Genomic DNA, 19,153 nt, shown 5'->3' on the forward strand with positions numbered 1-19,153 from the left:
GTGCAATATGAAAACAAACCAATACTTAGCTGATTTTTACAATCATTATGACGAGGATAATCGGCTGGCGTTAAAGCATGGAACGGTTGAGTTCTTTACCACTATGCGTTACATTGAAAAGTACATCAGACCAGGTGACCGCGTGCTGGAAATAGGTGCAGGAACCGGACGTTATTCCCATGCGCTGGCTCGTCAAGGTTATGCTGTTGACGCTGTGGAATTAATAGAGCATAATATAGAAATTTTCAATCAAAATACGCAATCGGGCGAAAGTGTCACTATTACCCAAGGCAACGCTATGGAGTTATCTTCTTTCCGGGACAATACATATAACATTACGCTGTTATTAGGCCCACTGTACCATCTATACAGCATAGAGGATAAGCACCAAGCTCTGCGCGAAGCAATTCGCGTGACAAAACCGGGCGGCGTAATTTTTGCAGCATATGTTATTTCTGATGGCTGTCTCCTTGATGAAGGTTTTAAACGCGGTAATATTAGCGTTACTGAATACATAGAAAAGGGCTTAATTGACTCCCGGACATTTGCCGCAAAATCCGAACCAAAGGATTTATTTGAACTTGTCCGTAAAGAAAACATTGATAATTTGATGTCTATATTTCCCGTTACTCGATTAAATTATGTCGCGGCAGATGGTTGCACCCTGTTTATGCGTGAAGCAGTCGACGCGATGGACAATGACACGTTTGAATTGTATTTGAAGTACCATTTTGCCACTTGTGAGCGCGAAGACTTAGTCGGCATTACGAGCCATGCGATTGACATATTTAGAAAATAGTCATAAACATAGATAAAAAATCAACTGAAAACAAATATTGTATAGCTTGGGACCAACTTGGCCCGAGACAGCCCTATCTGAACTCTAATTTTCCTCTGTGTTACTTTCCCTCAGGAACCGTAATGCTGGCAGTGTAAAATACCTTCCTGCGTAACCGCTTTTTCCCTGCGGTATACTTTCATATCATCGCCATTTTCCGTGAAGCACTGAATCGGGCATCTTTTCCGGCACTGTCCGCAGTGAATACAGAAGTTTTCCGATAGCATCTCATCTTCAGGAACGGGTGCATCCGTTATGACCGACACCACCGCACTCTGGGACCAAATTCTTTTGAAATCAGATTATGGCTGTCGCCAATCGTGCCAATCCCGGCGTAATAGCCCGTCAGAACATGAGAAAAAGCCGCGTTTGGATTTCCCTGCAGCACCTCAATATTGTAGTAGCAGTCCCGCGGAAAGAATAGCGCACGATAACCCAATTCCGACACGATATAGTTTGTAAGCCGGTAGGCCATGTCATCCAGCACCCGATTGCTCGTGTCATACAATTCGGTCCTCCACACAAACACCGTTTTCTATCATTATAAACCTTTACATGGAAAACTCGTCAGATCTTAAGCGTCATCTGTCTATATTCCTGCTGATGCTCCAAACGCACAGGTGTCTTACTTAAAATGAAGTCCACAGCCTGGTCATCACGCACCCAGCGCTCCAGCTCATCCGTGTCCAGTATCAGCGGCATCCGGTCGTGAACCGGACGAACAGAATCATTTGCCTGAGTGGTGATCACCACAAATTTTTCCTGTCCCTGTACCATTTTGTAAATACCCGCCATATAAAGGATCGGTGAATCTTCCAGGCTAAAAGATACTTTTTCTCTTTCCGCATTCCATTCATAATAATGCTTTGCCGGTATCACACATCTTCTGTGCAGTACGCTTTCCCTGAAGGTCGGCCGCTCTGTCACCGTTTCCGCCCGGGCATTGATTAATAAGCCGCTTTTCTGATATCTTGGAAATCCCCAGCGCATACTGCCCGCCGTCAGAAGATGATCCTTTATATAGATCACCGGTGCAGTGGCAGACGGATGGACTTCTCCGCGAACCGCTTCTCTTATCAGACCGGCCTCCACATGCTGTACAATTTTTTCGATTTCTCTTGCCGTATCGTCATCGACATAATATCTCCCGCACAAATCTGCTGCCTCCGTTTTCATCAAACTTTTGCTTATACAAAAGCAATGTCATCCATGATTTCCTTTATTCTAATCACAACATGTCCCATCATAAAAAAGATGGTTTCATAGTGCATATATTCGATAATGTTTTCATCAAACATAAATTTCAGATTGGCTGGGAATTCATCATCCGCCTCCCAATACTGGATGATAACCGGTAAAAAAGGAAAGGGATATAGCTTTGCTGCCAAATCGCCTTTCATGTCTAATTCTTCACCAAGGATGCTGCAGGCAGCCCGTAGCTCTTTCAGCTTTCCGTTGAATTCATCTGCTGATTTCTGAAACATATTTCCACCCGGAGCTGCTGATTTCACGGTACTTTTCAGCATATTTACCGGACAATAATTTCCGGACAGACTGCAGTCGTCTTTAGAATAACAAAGCACATCATAGATTGTCATGGATTCATTATAATCTTCCTCCACACTAGTCTCAAAATGATTTTCAGACAACTCTACTACTCCGTTCTTACGGTTGACTCTGTAATGTCTCAATACAAAATCTATGTATATATAGTCTTCATCGTTCTCAAGAGAAAATTTCCGAATTATTTTTGCCTGATCATATTTCGTGAATTCTCCTCTCATCTGATCGCGCATAATCTCATAATTCGATGCTGCCATCTTCAACCTCCTATTACTTTGCTGCTATCTTCACTGCTATTTGCGCAACATTTTCTCCAAAAATTTCAAACTGCGCTGCATCATGATCCAAAGTCTCTGCGATCCCAACCGCTCCTAACTGGAATTTGTTCTCTGTCTTTTCACCTGCCCCGGAAAATACCAGCATTTTCTTTAAAAGCATATTCCTGGCAATATCCATGATAGCCGTATCTGTCCCTCCAACCGGGGACTGCGCCGTTACAAATGCTGCACCTATTTTCCCGCTTAAATCCAGCTTTACATTTGAATCAAACCACTTTTTCAACTCCCAGCTCATTCCCGCACAATACACCGGAGTTCCAATGATCACCGCATCGCTCTGTTTTAAAAATGCCAAATCCACCTCATTATCCTGGATGGACATCAGTTTCACTTCGATAAAAGGAAATTTTGCCAGAATACCCTCTGATATGCATTCCGCGGCTGCTTCCGTGTTACCACCCTGACTTACATAAATAATTGAAATCTTCATTTTACATTTCCTCCCTGTGGTTTTAATTTTAAAGAGAATAACTCCGTCATTCCCTTTGCAATATCAATTTCCGTTAGTTTTGGATTGATAAATCCCAAAGTACATAAAGAACACAGTATAAGTCTCTTCCATGGAGAGATTTTTCTCATATTTCGCTACAAGCTGTTCTTTCAGAGCAGAGATCTGAGGACTTGGGGCAAGACCTATTCTATTCCCCTACTGCCGGGACTATCTTTTTGTTCTGCTGTTATTCACACCCTTGTCATGATACAAAAGAGAAACCAAAAAGATATACTTCCCGGTTTCTCAATATCATGTACGTATTCTGATTATTTTATTCTGCCTCGATGATTTTTACGCCTTCATCCGTACCAACGATAATACGTTTGCACATTTTCAGGAACTGTCCGGTCTCCAGCACGCCGACGACGCTGTTTACCTTCTGACGGATATCTTCAATGTGTGCCGGTGCGCCGATACACAGGTCAATGATATAATTTCCGTTGTCTGTCACGAACAGATCATCGCCATTCATACGCATCTTGGGATTGTATCCAAAATCCTCCATTTTCTTAAACACGATCCTGTACCCGTATGGAAGTACTTCCAGCGGAAGCGGGAATGCACCGATGCTGTCTACCAGCTTGCTCTCATCCATGATCCAGATCACTTCCTTCGCCAGGTCAGCAACGACTTTCTCCCGGAACAGCGCGCCACCGCCGCCCTTGGTCGCATTGAAATCGCTGTCGATCTCATCCACGCCGTCGATATCCAGATCGATATGGTCCACATCATCGATAGAGAGAAGCGGAATACCCAGCTCTCTTGCCTGCTGTTCCGTCGCTTTTGACGTCGGAATCGCCTGAATTTTCAAGCCGTTTTTCACCATCTCACCAACCTTGTCCACCATGAATTTCGCTGTAGATCCGGTTCCAAGACCCACTACCATACCGTCTTTGATATACTCTGCCGCTTTTTCGCCTGCTATTTTTTTCTGGTTCATATGTACCCTCCTGCAATTCAATTTTTCTTATTATGAATCATTATATCACCTGACTGCAGGGAACACAAGGCAAGTGTGTCTGTTACTTCCGCATTTCCGTAAAAATCTGTCCCGCCGTCTCATAGCTTTTACGGATGCCGCACCCGTCATTCTGATATACATTTGAATCCTGTTCTGATATCCCGGCTTCCCGGGCCTGCCGCAGGGATTCCGGTTCCGTCCCGAAAAAGACAATTTTCCAGCCCCTCCTCTTCTTCTCAGCGATCAGTCTTCTTATTTCCGGAGCCGTCCACCGGACACTGGCATTCTCCATGCCGTCTGTTATGATAAATACCGCAACTTTCTTCTCATACGCCGGGCTCATATCGTGCAGCGAATCTGTCACCACAGAAAACACCTTTCCGACCGCATCATATAATGCTGTGTTTCCCTTCACAAAGTAGTCTTTAGTCGTCAGCTCTCCGGCATATCCGACCGGTGTATGGCAGCATAAGATCTCACACTTATCTCCGAAAAGTGCAGTTGTGATATATGCCTTACCGGGAATCTGCTGCTGCTCACGGAGCATCTTGTTGTAGCTGCCGATCGTATCTGCTTCTTTCCCATACATGGAACCGCTTCTGTCCAGAATGCAGACCAGTTCCGTAATCCTCTCTTTTTTCTTCATGCCGCTGCCCTCCGTTATCATTTTGATACTTTCAGTATAGCGTCAGGGAAAGAAAATTTGTTTTTGCTGTCACGGCCAGTAATAGTATTCAAAGTCGTGATTCGGATGAAAAAGATACCTGATTACCCTGTCGGCTTCACCCCAGTAGAAATCCATGCGGCATTCCTGCACACCATATGCATACTGACCGGGCATGGATTGTCCATTAAGCTTCAAAGCCGTTTTCTCATCTTCTGCCATCATTTCGGCGGTCTCCTCCGGCCCCAGGTACCAGTCCTCCAAAAGTATACACAGAAGATCCGCCCCTGCCCCGTGAAGAGGCTCCTGACTGTCATCTCCCCGGTACAGTCTCAGCATCAGCAGATCTTTGTTGACTGAATCGGTCACAACCGCCAACGCCACCCCCTCCATAACACGGTATGTCTCTGTTCTCCGAAATCTCGTCAGGATTGCCCCATACGTCTGAAGCTCCACCGTGTTTTCTTCCGTTTCGTCGATCTTTGTCAGCTCATATCCACAGTTTTCCAGCTCTTTCAAAACAGTGTCCGCCGACATTTCAAACCGGAACTGATTGCAGGGCCGGTTCCACTTTCGGACGCTTTCTTCATTTAGCGTATAGACAATACCGTCCTCAGACTCTTCCTCCGAGACCGCATGCTCCTTCACAAAGGATACGAATTCCCGATAACGCGGCGAACCCCTGTCATAATTTCCCGCCAGCTCCAGTACCTCCGATTCTCTGCTTTGGCTGCTGAGGACGGCATTGCCCACAAAGACAGCCGCCAGCGTCAGGATCAGGAGGAACCCCGCCGCGATACCGGCAAAGAGCCGTTTCCTGTTTTTTCCCGCGATACCTTTCTCCTGATCCAGTGCGCGGACCAGCTCCGATATACCGCTGTATTGCCGATGACGCTCCGCCTCCATTCCCCGGTTCAGCGCCTCCTGCTGATGCAGCGATAACCCATTCCCTGCCGTCATCTCATAAAGCATGGCACACAGCGTGTGGATTTCATCTGACTGTCCTCTGCCTTCTCCCGGGCACTCCGGAATCAAAGACGTATTCAGCTTTATGCTTCCGTCTTCACGCACCAATACGGAATCCATATCCAGCGTGTGAAACACCTGTCCTTTTTTCCGAACCACCCCGGCTGCCTCGGTGACCGGCCGCAGCAGCTTCCACGCCTGCTCAAAACTGAGCAGCTCCGGATACTGCCTCAGGTATTGGCGCAAAGAACTCCCCTGTACGTATTCCGATACGATATAAAGATCCTGCTCCTCCTCAAAGATGTCCAGGATCTTAATGATCTGCGGGATATCCGAACACGCTGCCTGAATTACGGCATGTTCCCGCAGTTTGGTTTTAGATGAAGCATTTCCGCCGCGGTATACCGTCAGAGTTACGTTCTGGTTTAACAGGCAGTCTTCCGCCAGACAGACTGTTTCCTCATCTGTATTCGTCAGTATCTGCAGCATCGTATAGCGCTCTTTTACCATTTTTTCCATGCCTACCGTCTTCTCCTTCTCACAGCATCCACGTACTCGTTCCCAGCGTAACATAATAGTCGGCACTGTCAGCAGAATCTTCCTCCCCAAAGTAAAAGATGTTGAGACGGCATTTTGCATTCAGCCAAAGTGATACCGAATTTTCTTCTTTCGTCAACCTGCCAATCAGCCCTGATGCCTCCTCTTCTGTCAGATATGTCTCCGGGCAGATATCAGAAAGCACGCTCGTCAAAAACTTTATGGCATGCGCCTTCTTCGCCCGGTAAGTAACAGAAAATACATGTTCATCCACCACATCATAGATGATCTCCAAATGTTCCCACCCCGGGTAACGATGTGTTTCTGTTTCCCGGCACATCACGGTCATCGTCTGCAGTCCTGTTTTATCCACCACAACATTCCCCTGATAACCACTGACTTCACTGCTCATACGCTCTTCACTGAGCTGCATCCTGCAGCCAAATGCTTCCGTCAGCGTATCTTTATCCAGATAAAATTTTGCATACTCATCGCTGGTGCGCTTCCATTTGACCGCCGCCTGCCGATCCAGCATATACCAGACCGACCAGTCATATTCTTTGATCTCATTGGCATTCTCTTTTACAAATTCCAACTGTTTCGTATAATCTTCCGAGTTCATGTCTGTCAGTTGTCTCTCCGTGGAAGGTAATGCCGCTTTCCTTACCTGTTCCAGCTTATAATCGAGCACTCGTCCGGGATTTAATTTACAATAGATCCGCAGGCCCAAAACTCCCAGACCGATACACAGTATCACGGCACCGACACCTGCAGCTATCCGTTTTTTGATCCGCCGCTCAAGATGAATCCTCTTTTTGGCGGATGAGAACTGCTCGCCCTCCGTGGCGATCTTAAGCCACAGATCCCCCCAGTTTTTCTGAACAGCCCCGCTCATTCTTTTACTCTTCCCGGCATCAAGTCCCAGCCGTTCCATCAATAATGCCGGGCTGAAAAACCGTTTTTTCATCTCGAGTTCCAGCCCCTGCATCACCGCCTGATCAAGGTCCGGTGCAACTGCAATATAGTCCGGCATGCACCTCAGAGAATCCTTCCTAAGCCGCTTGGCAGCTGCCGGAACCTTCCTTCCGGTCAAAATCTCGTACAGAACCGCACACATCCGGTACACATCGGTCCAGGGTCCGGATCGTTTCGTATCCTGGCACTGTTCCGGAGCCATCGTCTCATCCGCAGCTTTCATCTTCGCCTGAAATCCGATCAGCTTCAGATCTCCCTCCTGATCAAAAAACAAATGACCGGCAGTGATCTCCCCATGGATCATTCCGTGACTGTGCAAATATGTGCATGCCTCCAGTGCCGGCTGAAACAGCTTTACCAGTTCATCCGGAGTCATCTCAGGCAGCTGCTTTTTTTCCATCGCCGTTCTCAGACTGCCCTGTGTCAGGTCTTCCATCACCAGATAACCTTTCGTCTCCCGTACAAAATAATCTTTGACTGCCGCCAGTCCCAAAATGTCAAAGCTGCCGAATAATTGTCCCGCTTTCCCGAGAAAATCTTCCGGATCCTCCGTTTCTGATTCCATCACTGATAACCTCTGATCCAGCACCAGGTCGCAGGCAGCATAAAGGGTCCCGGAGGCGTTAACCTCCGAGACCGCGCCGATGAGATACTTTTCCTGCAATACCGTGTAAGGCTTCAAATACTTCTGCTCCCAGCGGTATTCCCAGCGGCTCTTCCCGCATGCCGGGCATATCCCATCCTCTATGTTTAATTGTTCCATACAAAAGATACATCTTTTGTGTTCCATCTCATACCCTCACTGAAACCGGCTTTTGACCTTTTCGTGTCATTCGAACACATAGACACTGACCACCGGTACACCATTTACCAGATTTCTCTCCACTTTTCCCTGTCCCTTCCACGTCATCGTCATATTATCCGGGTTTGTGCAGATTCCTTTTCCGCTTTTGCCAAACACCTTCTTTGCGACCTTGACGATATCATTGTAGAATGTCTCACTGTGCTGCAGATTCTCCTCACTGCCGTTTCCATACGTATATTCCCATCTCACACCGGTAACATCGCTTCCCTCTGCCATTTCAAACGTCATCCATCCGGTTTTTTCAAACAGCGTTTCCATATTAAAATAATATGCCGTATCCGAAGTCTGCGCGGGAACCCCGACGATATCTTCCAGCTCGTCTTTCGCATAATGCTTAACCCCTGTCTGCATGAGCAGGATCGCGTCACTGATCCGTTCTTCGCTGGTACGCCTGGAATCCGTCTCTTTCGCAGGTCCCTGCTGCGTCGTAAACGTCTGCACCTCACCCGGGTGCTCCGCTCCGTTTTCCATCACGAAGAACTGATAGCTGTAAGCCGTCGCAGGAGTAAGCGTCACACCGAGCTCCGCAGTAATATCATACCACATATTGAACCGGCTCTCCTGCCTCTGGCAGTTTTCCACATGTTCTTTCAGCAGTGTCCCTTCAGCGTCCCAGAGCCTGCAGCCCACCTGGGTCACCTGCACACGGTTTGGATTGCTGACCTTGGCGTGTACCACGGCGTTCGTCTGGCCGATCTCCTGGTCCGTATATTCGATCGCATAATTCCCGGCAGCGGTTTTGTCTCCTGCCGTCTGCTGACTGCCGTCCCAGGTAAAGAAGGTATAACGGGGATCCCCGATCTGTACCGTCGCTCCAACCCATGCCTTTGTATAACTCCCATTCCATGCATTCTGTTGGATCAGCGTTACCGTATTCCCGTTTACTTCCTTGACAATGGCCCAGTGGACGCTGTAATTGTCCCGCAGCACATCCCCGACCTTCGGCGCTGCCGTCTCAGAGAAGCTGCCCTGGTCGATACACGGCACAGATGCCGTGTTGTTCAGATTGGATACGTTTCTGCCATACACCTGGCTGTAAAAGCGGTGCACCAGCGCCGCACAGCAGTACGTCTGATCGGAGTCATAGCCCCTGCCGTATGGTTTGTACAGCGCTTCCACCGTTACCCCGTTTACCGTGATGCTGTCTACGGCTCCCGCTTCAATGGAGACAAAATTGTAATTTCCCATATCCGCCGATGCGATTGACGGATTCAGCGCCGAAAATGTCATGACCGCCGCCAGTATCCCTAATAATCTGCCTTTCAAATGTTTCCTCATATCCATTCCCTCCTAATCATGAAAACTGTCGTTATTTGAACTGTCTTCATTATAGGCTGTGGTTTGGAAAATTTGTTTTTTGTCCCCGCCTGAACAGTTATACTACGGCCAATTATAGTTCGGCATCGTCGCCATCCCCTCAAGTCCTTTTCGCAAAAATGCAAATGCCAGATCGTCCTCGGGGTCACGCAGCAGCATGATCTCACAGTCTGCATACGTGTATCCCCTGCCGATGCCCTCTTTTCCTCCTTCTGTTGCCTCCATGTATTCCTTCCCGGTCTCCCGGTAATCTCCCGCCAGCTCCTTGTGTCCCTCCTCAATATCCTCGGATAAAATCAGCGCCGTATCCGCTGCAAATTCGCTGATATCCTGTCCGCTGCCATGTGCAGCATACACATAGAGAATCTGTATCTTTCTGCTGACCAGATCATAGATGATCTTCATCCGCAGATCGTCCCGCAGCCAATACTCCTCCCGGCATCCAAAAGATGTCTGGATCACACCGTAAGGCAGTTCCGTCACCTTGAACATATCCTTCGTCTCACTTTCCTGCAGCTTTGGCTGATATCCCAGACGTTCAATCTCAGCCAGGTATTCATCCGCCGTCGTATCAAGCAGAAAAGAGTTGGACGGCAGCCCCCATTCCCGCACTGCCGCTTCATCCAGCTGGTAGACCGTTCCTCCTTTTTCTCCTGCCTTCTCTGACACCGCACGATTTCTGACAAACGCCATGAATTCCTCATATTCCGCTGATCCTCTGGCATAATTTCCGGCATAGACGACATCATCTCCCTGTCTCAAATTGAACAGATACACACCGGCAGTCCCCGCCAGACATAGCAAAATGACAGCAGTGATCAAAACTGCTGTGCGCCGTTTGCCCCGCTTCTTTTCCTGTTGGGCCGGCGGATCAACTGCCGTACACAGATCACTGATCGTACGGTACCGCTGCCCGGCTTCCAGAGACAGCCCCCTCATCAACGCCGCTTCCTGCTCCGGCAGGATGTCCGCCCCGTATGCGGACGGCGGATACAGACTGTCCCGAACCTGCCGCTCCAGCGCGTTTTCAGGGATACATCCGGTCACCATCTCATACACGGTGGCACAGATCGCATAAATGTCCGTCCACGGTCCCTGACTTCCCCTTCTCAGGTACTGTTCCGGCGGTGCATAACCATCCTTGACGAGCACCGTCATCGTCTTTGACACATCCTGTCCTGCCAGAAACTGCCTGGCTGAACCGAAGTCGATCAGCTTCAGACTGCCATCCTCCTGCACAAGCAGATTATCCGGATTAAAATCACGGTGCAGCAGTTTCTTCTCATGAACTTTTTCCAGTGACTGCAGCACCGGCAGAAGCAACTGCCAGCTCTCTCCAAAAGTCATCGGCTCTTCCCGGCGTTCCAGGTAGCTGCGCAGACTGATGCCGCGTACGTATTCCATCACACAGTAGGCCTTCTCCTCTTCCTGAAAATAGTCCAGTACCTTGACAATACCCGGAATCTCGAACAGCGATGCCAGAATCTTCGCCTCCCGCAAAAAGCGTTTCGCACTGTCAGGAGAATGTTCCGATAAGTACTCTTTGATCACTACCTGCTGGTTTAATTGTATGTCCTGCGCAAGGCAGGTGATTCCAAACCCTCCCCTGCCAAGTATGCTGCTGATCCGGTAACGGCCATTTAGCAGTGTATCTTTAGATAAACTTCTTCTCATATCACATCCTCCGCTACCAGAAAATATTGACGCCCCCTGCACTTATGGAAAATTCCATCTTTACTTTTTGATCCTCACCGGAAAAAGCATCCAGGGTTCTTTTTTTCACACTTAGAAAACTGTATTTTGCATGTTCACTCAGCCACACACCCTCATTCTCCGGCGATGACTGTGCCTGATTTATAATATCATCAACCTCCTCATCCGTCAGATACGTTTCCGGCACAATATAAGGAAGTATCTCTTTTAACATTGTACGGCAGTCCTCTACGGAGGCAGAAAGTTTCACCTGCATTACTCTCTCATCCACAACATCATAGCTGACTTTAAGTGTACTGTCGGTACCATTTGAAACGAACTGGTAGTTTGTCGTCTCCACACATGAAATGTTAATCCGCTTTAACTTTCCATTTTTAACAATGATACTGCTATTGTAGTCAGATATAGACTTTCCTGATTTTTTCTCGAGATCCATATCCAAATAATAGGCAATAATAGTCTTCAATGTATCTCTGTCAAGGTAAAACTTATGGTATGCATTGCTGACCAGTCCCATTTTCTGAACTTTTTTCTTCGGTATTACATAGCTGGTATCTAAACCATCGTTATCATCCTTGATTCCGTAAGTTTCAACAAATAAGAGAATCTCCTCATACCCAGGAGAATTCACATCAATGATCTCACAGTCCGGATGCTTCCTTTCATATTCCTGTGCCCTTTTCACACGCCACCGAAAGACCTCCTCCGGATGCGTCCGCACATAGGCGTACAGGCTGCCACAAACAAGCAGCGCCGTACCGCACAAAACGGCCGCCCCCATCCCGGCGCGCTTCAGCAGACGACCCGTCACCCTCCGCCGTTTTGACCGCTGAAAGTCTCCCGCCTGTTCCGCCGTCGCCGCAAGCCAGACATCGCCCCAGACCGCCCGGGCTGCCCCCAGCAGCATATCCGCACCGCCGGTATCCATGTTCAGCTGCTCCATGAGATTGACCGCGCTGAAATAACGCTTCCGGATGTCGAGGGACAGCCCCTGCATCACCGCCCGTCCAACATGCTGTGGTACTTTGACCAGATCTTCAAGCGGCTCCAGACTGTCCTTTAGCATCCGTCTTGATGCGCCCGGCGGTTTCCTGCCGCCAAGCGCCTGATACATCACCGCGCACAGTGCATAGAGATCCGTCCATGGTCCCAGCAGTTTTCCGTCCTGGTACTGCTCCGGCGGTGCATATCCCTCCTTCAGGATTCGTTCATCTCCCGGCTGCAGCTTCTGTCTGGCAGCGCCAAAATCGATCAGCTTCAATCCTCCGTTCCCGTCAAACATCAGGTTGTCCGGGCTGATATCGCAGTGGATGATCCCCTCACCGTGAATCCGCGCAAGTCCCTGAAGCACCGGCTGGAATATCCGATTCAGTTTATCTGCTTCCAGCCGGTGATGCGGCTGATTTTTCAAGTATTCTTTCAGTGCCCCGCCCGGCAGATATTCCTGTACGATATATGCCGTCCCATTTGCACAGAAATAGTCCCTGACAGAACAGATGCCGGGAATATCATATTTGCCGGCCAGCATGGCGGCTTCCTCCAGAAACGTATTTCTTTGCTCCTCCGTTATCTTCATCACATTCTGCGTGTTTTCTTCCCGTGTTACACCGTCTTTCAGAAAAAGCTCTTTCACCGCCACTCTGTGCGACAACACCGTATCAAATCCCAGATAAGTAATCCCAAACGCTCCCTCCCCGCGTACGCTTCCGATCAGGTAGCGTTCATTCAGCAGCGTCTGCGGCCGCAACCAGTTTTTCTCCCACTGGTATTCCCAGGAGGTCTTCCCGCAGACCGGGCATGTCTCCTGTCCCTCCTCAAGCGGTTCCATACAGAAAATACAGCGCTTCATATCCCCGCCCATACAGCTCCCCCTCCTCTCTGTCTCATATTATGATGTTGGGGGCAAAAGGTCTTTTGACTTCAAATGCCTTATCATGCAAGCATGAACGGTATTTGACCTTTTGACCCTGGCATCATATTATACCAGATACTCCAGCAATTCTGTCTGATGACAGTATGCATCCCGGTAGACTTTATACAGATAGAAGTCCTGGCCCTTTATGACCTGCTTTTCCACCTCTTCTTCCAGCACTTCCATGGGATCCTTCGCCCTCAGGAAACGCATCACGAACTGATCGAAAGAACTGTCCGGGCGCAGCTGTGTAAATCCGCAGTTTAATAAAATGCGGTTCAGGCGGTTCAGCGTGATCCGGTTGTCCTCGTCCAGACGGGTCCTCGTCTTGACGAACAGCAGGAAGCTGATCAGGGTGGACCGATTGATATCCCTGGATCCGGTGATGAATTCCCGGAAATAATCCTCTCCCACGCGTCCTCTCTGATACAGCTTTTTGGCGGCGGCATCACTGCGTTCATATGCGGCATCCTGCGCCTGTTCCTTCGCAAGCTGTTCCTGCTCCATATCCCGAAGCTGCTGCAGCGCCCTTCGCTTCTCCTGCTCGTCCGGATTGGCACTGCACAGTCCCATGGAATGCGCGACTCTCACCTTCATCTCCAGGGGCCACTGCTCAAAAGAACCGTACAGTTCAAACAGCACCTCCATCCAGTCAGCAGAAACATAGCCGAAATAGAAATAGTTGAATTCATCGAAGATACCGCCCGGCGTCAGCGCCGTATTCTCCAGATACTCTCTCTTTTCCTGAACCGGCATCGTATTCTTTGCTTTCTCCGCGTCTTTTTTCAGCTTAGTCAATGGTTTCAGGAAATTCAGCTCTTCCAGTGCAAAACGCTCGAGAATTCCCCTCTCTTGCCTGTCCAGTGCATTCCCATACTGCCTGCGCGCCTGCTCCGCCTTCTCACAGCTGCGATAATAGTTATCACATTTCTCCCGGATATAAAAATAAAGATATTTACAGAAGTAATACCTTGCCTTTTCACGAACTGCCGAAAATTTCTCCTGATTATCCCTCATAAAGCTCTGGAACTCTTCCGGTTTTTCTTTGGTCCGAATCTCCTGCTCCATCCACCTTGTCAGCATCTCGGTCTGCAGGTTACCCGAGGACTCCTGCGAAACGTACTGTTTCAGCTGCTGCAGTGTGATTTTCCCGCCCCTGAAGATATTCTGCTCTGCAGAAGCCGCCAGATCACAATAATTTTTGCACTCCTCAAAAAACCGTTTCCATTCGCCGTAAGCCATATGATGGTCAAACGCATAGATCAGACTCGCCTCATAAAAACTTCTGGCATACAAAGCTTCACAGTCATGCTCCAGAAGTTCTGTATTTACCCGCGCCGCATCCCAGCCGGCGGCAAAGCCCTTCCCCAGTATCTGGAGACGCAGAGGCATCTGAACCGGTTGTTTTTCTTCAGCTGCAGTCTCCAGCAGTTCAGGAAGCTCCACGAAGTTCATGCTGAGATTCTGTATCATATTTTCAAATAAACATGCTTTTTTCTTATCTCCCATCTCATTTCTCCTCGTCTGTCACAATTCCTCTGCGGGAATACATCTGAGAACCTCTCTCAGTCCGTATGCCACGCCGTCCTCATTGTGGTGTTTCGTCAGATAATGCGCCGCCGCGCGGCAGTTGTCGGAGGCATTCGCCACGGCGACCCCGTACCCTGCAAACTTCAGCATATCCACATCATTGTCCCCATCCCCAAAGGCCGCCACATGATCCGGTGATATCCCGAGTCTTTCTGTCACAAAGCGCAGTCCGGTATGTTTGCCTGCATCCCTGTGTGATATCTCGATCAGCTGCTGCACGGAGGATGTGATATAAACTTCCGAATCTGCCCCGGCGATCCGTTCCCAGATGCGCTGTTTCATCTGCGCATCCCGAACGACGATATCCATGCTGTCCAGTTCATCCATATGTGCCTTGATAAACTGTACGATATCCGGTTCGAGACGCCTTGTATTCTTCACATACTCGACAGCCTGCAAAGAGGTCCCGTATTTTACCGGATTCTCTATGAGATCCCGGTCAGCATACGCCGCGCCATCGACAAACGCCTCATACGTCACCGGCTCATCCGCGGACATTTTCAGTATGGTATCCACGGACGCGCTCCGAATCTTATACTGTTTCAGACAGGTATGATCTGAAATCCGATAGATCGCTGCCCCATTTGAAGTCACCGCGTACTCGATTCCTGCAATCCCTGTCACTTCTGTTGGAAGCGTGGAGTAAGCCCTGCCGCTTGCGATCACAATATGTATGCCTGCCTTAATAGCCTGTTCGATCGCCCTCAGGTTTCCCGGACTCAGTTTTCCCTGTACATTCAATGTCGTGCGGTCCAGATCAAGCGCCACACATTCTATTTTTATCCCCATATCGACCTCTTTTTGTATGTGCAATTCAAGTATGTTCCAGTTCCTATCATATCAAATTTTTTTTCAAAATTCCAGCATCTCCAGGTAACTGTCCAACCGTGCTTAACATATCCCGATAACAGTTTTTCCATTGCGCCGGGATTATGCTTTGCATGATACGCATCAAACGCATTGTAATACGAAATCCTGTCTGTAAACCACTCCCCTCCTTCCCTTGACCTTCCGCCCTCACCTGCTATACAATAACGTTAGCGTTATCCGACATAGAAAAGGAGCGATACCCATGGAAAGACTTATTGACCTGCACGTGCATTCTGACTGTTCGGACGGAACCTTGAGCCCGGAGGAGCTTATCGTCCATGCGCATGAACATCAGTTGTGCGCAATCGCACTGACAGACCACGACACGATCGCCGGGATTGAACGGGCGAAAAAAAAAGCTGAGGAATACGGCATCGAGCTGATACCGGGAATTGAATTTTCAACGAATTATAAGGGGAAGGATGTGCACATCCTGGGACTTGGTATTGATACAGCGAATGATCACTTCGTGGAATCACTTCAGCAGTTCCTCGATTCCCGTGATCTGAGAAATGAAAAAATGATACAGGCATTGAATAATCACGGCGTATCCATCAGTCATGAGCAGATGGCGGAAGAATATCCGGATTCGGTATGGACCCGGGCACATTTTGCAAGATTTCTGTCAGAACATGGCTATGTCAGAGATATACCAGACGCTTTTGCCCGTTATATCGGGGACGACTGCCCGTGCTTTATTCCGCGTGAAAAGGTGACGCCGTTTCAGGCCATACAGCTGGTTCACGAAGGCGGCGGCTTCGCTGTACTGGCGCATCCGCTGCTTTATCATATGAATGATGCAGACCTTTACTTACTCGTAAAAGAGCTGAAAAAATCCGGGCTGGACGCCATGGAAGCCATCTACTCTGCCAACCGCTGGATGGATGAGAGTAACATGAAACGCCTGGCGAGAAAATACAGTCTGAAGATCACCGGCGGTTCTGACTATCACGGCGCGGGCAAGCCCGGAATCGAAATCGGAGTTGGCCGTGGAAATCTTTCGATTCCCTATGAAATATGGGCAAATCTGCAAAAAACTTAAATGCCTGCGGCACTACCGGCCGCGGTTATCCGCAGTTTCCTTACGGATTTCTCCCATTCCGGCATTTATCGTGCCATTCTGGTAGATACAATTGTCTGACGGCGCAACATAACCGGCCGCAGCTTTCGTACCTGCCAGATTTTTCAATACCTGTTTTTCAACTTCTGCAATCAGATTCATAGTATTTACCTGTCCCTTTCTGTGTGATAGACTTCATTGTAACATTCCCCTTCAATCAAAAAAGAGCCTGCATTCCAGGCTCTTTTTTCGGCCATCAGATTTGCTACACATAATGTAACTCAACTCCGATGGTTTGTCAATATCCTTATATTATGTTCTTTTTATAATAATCTTACGTTTTATTCTTCCGCGGGTTCCGCGGGAATGAATACTCTCTGATCACCATGCGTCCGTGGCTTCTTTGCATTTGCTGTCGCCTCCTGGCAGAAACTTCTCTGTGAATCGATCAGTACCTTGCCGCGCTTGTCAATTTTCTCATAGCTTCCGTCCGGCTGCAGAACGTGTGCCTTCACATTATCTTTCAGCTGAAGGTCCAGAATATGCTTTACTTCCTCCTTCAGCTTCGGATCTTCAACCGGAAAACTGATTTCTACGCGCTTATCCAGGTTTCGCGGCATCCAGTCAGCACTGCCCATATAGATCTCTTCCTGACCATTGCTGTAAAAATAAAAGATTCTGGCGTGTTCCAGGAAATTCCCGACGATCGAATGTACGGATATATTTTCACTGACCCCAGGTATTCCAACCTTCAGACTGCAAATTCCCCGCACAATCAGATCAATTTTTACACCTGCGGCAGAAGCGGCATACAGTGCAGCAATGATATCTCGGTCACACAGAGAATTCACCTTGGCAATAATATGTGCTGTCTGCCCTTTTCTGGCATGTTCCGCTTCCATCTCGATCAAGTGAAGGAAACGGTTCCGCATCCAGAGCGGTGCCACCACCAGCTTATTCCAGCTGCCCGGTTCTGAATAACCGGACAGCATATTGAACACCGCTGTTGCATCCTCGCCTATCCTCGCATTACATGTCAAAAGCCCGCAGTCTGTATAAAGTTTCGCGGTAGAGTCATTATAATTTCCGGTCCCCAGATGAACATATCTGCGGATTCCACTCTCCTCCCGCCTTACCACCAGCGTGATCTTGCTGTGTGTTTTGAGTCCCAGCAGTCCATAGATGACGTGGCATCCTGCCTTTTCCAGCATCTTCGCCCACACTATATTGTTCTCCTCGTCAAACCGGGCTTTCAGCTCAACCAGTACAGTAACCTGTTTTCCGTTCTCTGCCGCCTGTGCAAGCGCTGCGATGATCGGTGAGTTACCGCTGACACGGTACAGCGTCTGCTTGATCGCCAGGACCTCCGGGTCTCTCGCCGCCTGTCTGACAAAATCGACGACCGGTTCGAAGCTCATATACGGGTGATGCAGCAGAATATCACCCTTTCTGATATTCGTAAAAATATCTTTCTCATTTTGAAGTGCCGGAACTGCGGCTGGCACATACGGTGGTGTTTTGAAATCATCGTATCCCTTCATCCCGTACATCTTCATCAGGAATGTAAGGTCAAGCGGTCCGTTGATATGAAATACATCTTCCTCCCTGATGTCAAACTCTTTTTCCAGAATCGCAAGAAGTCTCTTGTCAATCCCGTCCTGTACCTCAAGACGGATCACTTCTCCCCACTGCCTTTTTTTCAGCTGTTTCTGTATCTCCTTTAAGAGATCCGCAGCCTCGTCCTCATCGATCGTCAGATCTGCATTCCGCATGATCCGGTATGGATAAGAACAGACGACATCATAGCTGAGAAACAGTTTTCCGATATTCCGCTCGATGACTTCCTCCAGCAGGATGATACAGCGTTCTCCATTCTTGCCATCAGGAAGTGCGATGATCCTCGGCAGTACCGACGGCACCTGAACTGTTGCAAATTCCAGCGCCTCTTTATTTTTCTTCGTATCTTTTTTTCTGATCAATGCCCCGATGTTTAATGTCTTATTTCTCACCAGCGGAAACGGACGCGAAGAATCCATCGCCATCGGTGTCAGTACGGGATAGACATTTTCCTCGAAATACGTATCCACATACGCAGCCTGTACCTTACTCAGCTGTTCATGAGAGCTGACCACATTGACTCCAATGTTGCCAAGCGCCGGGATGAGTGACCGGTTGTACGTATTATACTGCGCCTGAACAAGCTCGTGCGTCCTGGGGCTTAGTTCCTTCAGCTGTTCTTTCGGTGAAAGACCGGCGATATCCGGCTTCGTATATTCCGCATGCACCATATCTTTCAGGGAAGCCACACGGATCATAAAGAATTCATCCAGATTAGAAGCTGTAATGCTCAGGAACTTCAGACGTTCAAAAAGCGGAATATTTCTGTCTTTTGCCTCACTCAGAACACGTTCATTGAACCCGATCCAGCTAAGTTCGCGGTTTCTGTAATACTCCGGTTTATTCCATTGCGAATAGTCCATCATCACCCCTC

Annotated in this window: 18 protein-coding genes; 2 read left to right on the plus strand and 16 right to left on the minus strand. The window is 48.6% G+C overall.

Going from position 1 to position 19,153, the window contains the following annotated elements; translation table 11 throughout:
- Positions 1 to 7 precede the first annotated feature (7 nt).
- Positions 8 to 799, plus strand: coding sequence for a class I SAM-dependent methyltransferase (locus MCG98_RS15020; RefSeq protein WP_240302707.1), 792 nt, complete (start codon positions 8 to 10; stop codon positions 797 to 799).
- A gap of 110 nt (positions 800 to 909) precedes the next feature.
- On the opposite strand, the gene MCG98_RS15025 is transcribed toward MCG98_RS15020, so the two are convergent.
- The 14 genes from MCG98_RS15025 to MCG98_RS15090 form a co-directional block, all read right to left on the minus strand.
- Positions 910 to 1,104 carry a 4Fe-4S binding protein gene (locus MCG98_RS15025; RefSeq protein WP_240302708.1) on the minus strand — a complete coding sequence of 65 codons (195 nt, stop codon included), beginning with the start codon at positions 1,102 to 1,104 and terminating at the stop codon, positions 910 to 912.
- Complete coding sequence (locus tag MCG98_RS15030) at positions 1,092 to 1,346, minus strand: hypothetical protein (RefSeq protein WP_240302709.1); 255 nt, start codon at positions 1,344 to 1,346, stop codon at positions 1,092 to 1,094. The genes MCG98_RS15025 and MCG98_RS15030 overlap by 13 nt, the downstream gene beginning before the upstream one ends.
- A 59-nt stretch (positions 1,347 to 1,405) precedes the next feature.
- A complete protein-coding gene (locus MCG98_RS15035) occupies positions 1,406 to 2,014 on the minus strand; it encodes an SOS response-associated peptidase (protein WP_240302710.1) in 609 nt (202 codons plus the stop codon).
- A gap of 11 nt (positions 2,015 to 2,025) precedes the next feature.
- Positions 2,026 to 2,658 carry a DUF3786 domain-containing protein gene (locus tag MCG98_RS15040; protein WP_240302711.1) on the minus strand — a complete coding sequence of 211 codons (633 nt, stop codon included), beginning with the start codon at positions 2,656 to 2,658 and terminating at the stop codon, positions 2,026 to 2,028.
- 13 nt (positions 2,659 to 2,671) lie between these two features.
- On the minus strand, positions 2,672 to 3,169 hold the full coding sequence (locus MCG98_RS15045; protein WP_240302712.1) for an NAD(P)H-dependent oxidoreductase: 498 nt from the start codon (positions 3,167 to 3,169) through the stop codon (positions 2,672 to 2,674).
- Between the two features lie 334 nt (positions 3,170 to 3,503).
- Positions 3,504 to 4,172 carry a ribose-5-phosphate isomerase RpiA gene (rpiA, locus tag MCG98_RS15050; protein ID WP_240302713.1) on the minus strand — a complete coding sequence of 223 codons (669 nt, stop codon included), beginning with the start codon at positions 4,170 to 4,172 and terminating at the stop codon, positions 3,504 to 3,506.
- An 82-nt stretch (positions 4,173 to 4,254) separates the two neighbouring features.
- The gene (locus MCG98_RS15055; protein WP_240302714.1) at positions 4,255 to 4,839 is read right to left on the minus strand and encodes a vWA domain-containing protein; all 585 of its coding nucleotides are present in this window, start codon (positions 4,837 to 4,839) and stop codon (positions 4,255 to 4,257) included.
- 69 nt (positions 4,840 to 4,908) lie between these two features.
- Positions 4,909 to 6,342 (minus strand): protein kinase, encoded by a 1,434-nt coding sequence (locus MCG98_RS15060; protein WP_240302715.1) that lies wholly within the window; start codon positions 6,340 to 6,342, stop codon positions 4,909 to 4,911.
- 19 nt (positions 6,343 to 6,361) lie between these two features.
- Positions 6,362 to 8,098 carry a protein kinase gene (locus tag MCG98_RS15065; RefSeq protein WP_240302716.1) on the minus strand — a complete coding sequence of 579 codons (1,737 nt, stop codon included), beginning with the start codon at positions 8,096 to 8,098 and terminating at the stop codon, positions 6,362 to 6,364.
- A gap of 66 nt (positions 8,099 to 8,164) precedes the next feature.
- Positions 8,165 to 9,478: a hypothetical protein gene (locus MCG98_RS15070; RefSeq protein ID WP_240302717.1), complete on the minus strand. Its 1,314-nt coding sequence runs from the start codon at positions 9,476 to 9,478 to the stop codon at positions 8,165 to 8,167.
- A gap of 102 nt (positions 9,479 to 9,580) precedes the next feature.
- Positions 9,581 to 11,191: a serine/threonine-protein kinase gene (locus MCG98_RS15075; RefSeq protein WP_240302718.1), complete on the minus strand. Its 1,611-nt coding sequence runs from the start codon at positions 11,189 to 11,191 to the stop codon at positions 9,581 to 9,583.
- Between the two features lie 13 nt (positions 11,192 to 11,204).
- On the minus strand, positions 11,205 to 13,091 hold the full coding sequence (locus tag MCG98_RS15080; protein ID WP_240302719.1) for a serine/threonine-protein kinase: 1,887 nt from the start codon (positions 13,089 to 13,091) through the stop codon (positions 11,205 to 11,207).
- A 117-nt stretch (positions 13,092 to 13,208) separates the two neighbouring features.
- Positions 13,209 to 14,651, minus strand: a complete 1,443-nt coding sequence (locus MCG98_RS15085) for a hypothetical protein (protein WP_240302720.1) — start codon at positions 14,649 to 14,651, stop codon at positions 13,209 to 13,211.
- Positions 14,652 to 14,669: 18 nt separating this feature from the next.
- Positions 14,670 to 15,521, minus strand: coding sequence for an HAD family hydrolase (locus tag MCG98_RS15090; RefSeq protein ID WP_240302721.1), 852 nt, complete (start codon positions 15,519 to 15,521; stop codon positions 14,670 to 14,672).
- A gap of 283 nt (positions 15,522 to 15,804) precedes the next feature.
- Here MCG98_RS15090 and MCG98_RS15095 point away from each other — a divergent pair, with 283 nt between their 5' ends.
- The gene (locus MCG98_RS15095; RefSeq protein ID WP_240286026.1) at positions 15,805 to 16,644 is read left to right on the plus strand and encodes a PHP domain-containing protein; all 840 of its coding nucleotides are present in this window, start codon (positions 15,805 to 15,807) and stop codon (positions 16,642 to 16,644) included.
- A gap of 12 nt (positions 16,645 to 16,656) precedes the next feature.
- Here MCG98_RS15095 and MCG98_RS15100 read toward each other — a convergent pair whose 3' ends face one another.
- Positions 16,657 to 16,824, minus strand: coding sequence for a hypothetical protein (locus MCG98_RS15100; protein ID WP_240286024.1), 168 nt, complete (start codon positions 16,822 to 16,824; stop codon positions 16,657 to 16,659).
- 179 nt (positions 16,825 to 17,003) lie between these two features.
- On the minus strand, positions 17,004 to 19,145 hold the full coding sequence (locus tag MCG98_RS15105; RefSeq protein ID WP_345891674.1) for an RNA degradosome polyphosphate kinase: 2,142 nt from the start codon (positions 19,143 to 19,145) through the stop codon (positions 17,004 to 17,006).
- Positions 19,146 to 19,153: the final 8 nt, after the last annotated feature.

Source organism: Ruminococcus sp. OA3, assembly GCF_022440845.1.
Taxonomy (GTDB): domain Bacteria; phylum Bacillota; class Clostridia; order Lachnospirales; family Lachnospiraceae; genus Ruminococcus_G.